2 tRNA genes and 2 rRNA genes (1 of these 4 only partly in view) are annotated in these 2,773 nt (G+C 57.6%); all 4 read left to right on the top strand.

From position 1 onward, the window contains the following. The first annotated feature begins 254 nt into the window (after positions 1-254). A 16S ribosomal RNA gene (locus NW844_RS11990) occupies positions 255-1,727 on the top strand. A gap of 113 nt (positions 1,728-1,840) precedes the next feature. After that, a tRNA-Ile gene (locus NW844_RS11985) sits at positions 1,841-1,914 on the top strand. 82 nt (positions 1,915-1,996) lie between these two features. Then, positions 1,997-2,072, top strand: a tRNA-Ala gene (locus tag NW844_RS11980). 178 nt (positions 2,073-2,250) lie between these two features. Then, positions 2,251-2,773: ribosomal RNA gene (locus NW844_RS11975) — 23S ribosomal RNA — on the top strand (it continues 2,286 nt past the right edge of the window). The 16S and 23S rRNA genes sit together here with 2 tRNA genes alongside, the layout of an rRNA operon.

Below are 2,773 nucleotides of genomic sequence, written 5' to 3'. Positions count from 1 at the left end.
TCTCCGCCGAAAAAACTTTGAGTTATCTCTTGACGGGATGAGTTTATGGGGGTTAGGGTAGTAAAGCGCTGATGAGGCCACCCAGCCCCGGCGCCCCAGAACCTTGACAAGCTGTTTGGTCAACCATCGCCAAGCAAACGGCAAAGCAACTGCTTTGCTTGCATTCAACCCTGTCAGATTTTAATTTGTGAAGTCGCCTGGTTTCTTGAGAGAGGGACTTAGGCGAGCAAGCCACCGAGACAAGCTCTTGCGCTAAGACGGAGAGTTTGATCCTGGCTCAGGATGAACGCTGGCGGTATGCTTAACACATGCAAGTCGGACGGACACCTTCGGGTGTTAGTGGCGGACGGGTGAGTAACACGTAGGAATCTACCCTTAGGCGGGGGACAACAGCTGGAAACGGCTGCTAATACCCCATACAGGCGCAAGCTGAAAGGAGCGATCCACCTAAGGATGAGCCTGCGTCGGATTAGCTAGTTGGTAGGGTAACGGCCTACCAAGGCGACGATCCGTAGCGGGTCTGAGAGGATGGCCCGCCACACTGGGACTGAGACACGGCCCAGACTCCTACGGGAGGCAGCAGTGGGGAATTTTCCGCAATGGGCGCAAGCCTGACGGAGCAATACCGCGTGAGGGAGGAAGGCCCTTGGGTTGTAAACCTCTTTTCTGGGGGACGAAGATTGACGGTACCCCAGGAATAAGCCTCGGCTAACTCCGTGCCAGCAGCCGCGGTAAGACGGAGGAGGCAAGCGTTATCCGGAATTATTGGGCGTAAAGGGTACGTAGGCGGCTGGCCAAGTCTGGGGTTAAAGGCCACAGCTCAACTGTGGAAAGGCCCTGGAAACTGGCCGGCTAGAGTGAGGTAGGGGTTGCGGGAATTCCCGGTGTAGCGGTGAAATGCGTAGAGATCGGGAAGAACACCTGAGGCGGAAGCGCGCAACTGGGCCTCAACTGACGCTGAGGTACGAAAGCTAGGGGAGCGAATGGGATTAGATACCCCAGTAGTCCTAGCCGTAAACGATGGACACTAGACGTTGGCCGTATCAACCCGGTCAGTGTCGGAGCTAACGCGTTAAGTGTCCCGCCTGGGGAGTACGCACGCAAGTGTGAAACTCAAAGGAATTGACGGGGGCCCGCACAAGCGGTGGAGCATGTGGTTTAATTCGATGCAACGCGAAGAACCTTACCAGGGCTTGACATGCCGCGAACCCTGCGGAAACGTGGGGGTGCCTACGGGAGCGCGGACACAGGTGGTGCATGGCTGTCGTCAGCTCGTGTCGTGAGATGTTGGGTTAAGTCCCGCAACGAGCGCAACCCTTGTTCCTAGTTGCCAGCATTGAGTTGGGCACTCTAGGGAGACTGCCGGTGACAAACCGGAGGAAGGTGAGGATGACGTCAAGTCAGCATGCCCCTTACGCTCTGGGCTACACACGTGCTACAATGGCGCGGACAGAGGGCAGCGAACGCGCGAGCGGGAGCCAATCCCAAAAACCGCGTCTCAGTTCAGATCGCAGGCTGCAACTCGCCTGCGTGAAGGCGGAATCGCTAGTAATCGCAGATCAGCATGCTGCGGTGAATACGTTCCCGGGCCTTGTACACACCGCCCGTCACACCATGGGAGCTGGCCATGCCCGAAGTCGGAGCACCCGCCGAAGGCAGGGCTGGTGACTGGGGTGAAGTCGTAACAAGGTAGCCGTACCGGAAGGTGCGGCTGGATCACCTCCTTTTAGGGAGACCTACTGGGGACGGAGCCGAAAGCACTCAAGACGAGTAGGCAGTCCAAGTGTTATCCCAGGTTGGTCGGGGTTGAGGCGAGGGTTGACCACGGTTCTGGTGGGGCGGGCTATTAGCTCAGGTGGTTAGAGCGCACCCCTGATAAGGGTGAGGTCCCTGGTTCGAGTCCAGGATGGCCCACTGTCACCCCAGCAAGGCCCCAGCAGTCTGAGGATGACGGTTGAGGTGAGGCGACGGGAGCGGGAGTGGGTTGCCCTGGATTGGGGGTATAGCTCAGTAGGTAGAGCGCTGCCTTTGCACGGCAGAAGCCAGCGGTTCGAGTCCGCTTACCTCCACCATTTGAGGGCTGCCCTTGAGGGGAAGAAGAGGTGAACAATCGGGCTAAAGGGTTGAGCGTGGGCTCAGGTCTTTAGCCGGGTTGAACCGGCCAGCACTTTGAAAACTGCATAGCAAGAGAGCGTCATGCTTCCGAAAGTGGAAGCATGAAGCAGGTAGAACACCGATGTTTGTGGTTGTGGTCAAGTCAGTTAAGGGCGCACGGTGGATACCTAGGCACGCAGAGGCGAGGAAGGGCGTGTTACCGACGAAACGCTGCGGGGAGCTGGACAAAGGCGGTGATCCGCAGATGCCCGAATGGGGCAACCCGGCAAGGTGCAAGCCTTGTCACTCTTGGCTGAATCCATAGGCCAAGGGGGCGAACGCGGCGAACTGAAACATCTTAGTAGCCGTAGGAAAAGAAAACAAATGTGATTTCCTCAGTAGCGGCGAGCGAACGGGAAAGAGCCTAAACCGTCCAGCTACGGCTGGGCGGGGTTGTGGGACGACCAAAAGGTAGCCGGAAGGCTAGGCGAAGCAGTTGGAATGCTGCACCAAAGAAGGTGAAAGTCCTGTAGCCGAAAGCCGGAAGGCGCCGGTCGCATCCCGAGTAGCATGGGGCAGGTGAAATCCCGTGTGAATCGGCGAGAACCATCTCGTAAGGCTAAATACTCCTGCGTGACCGATAGTGAACCAGTACCGTGAGGGAAAGGTGAAAAGAACC

Source organism: Synechococcus sp. H55.2, assembly GCF_047462495.1.
Classification (GTDB): domain Bacteria; phylum Cyanobacteriota; class Cyanobacteriia; order Thermostichales; family Thermostichaceae; genus Thermostichus.
The sequence above is the reverse complement of the archived record's forward strand: the minus strand, read 5'-3'. Positions and strand labels throughout refer to the sequence as shown.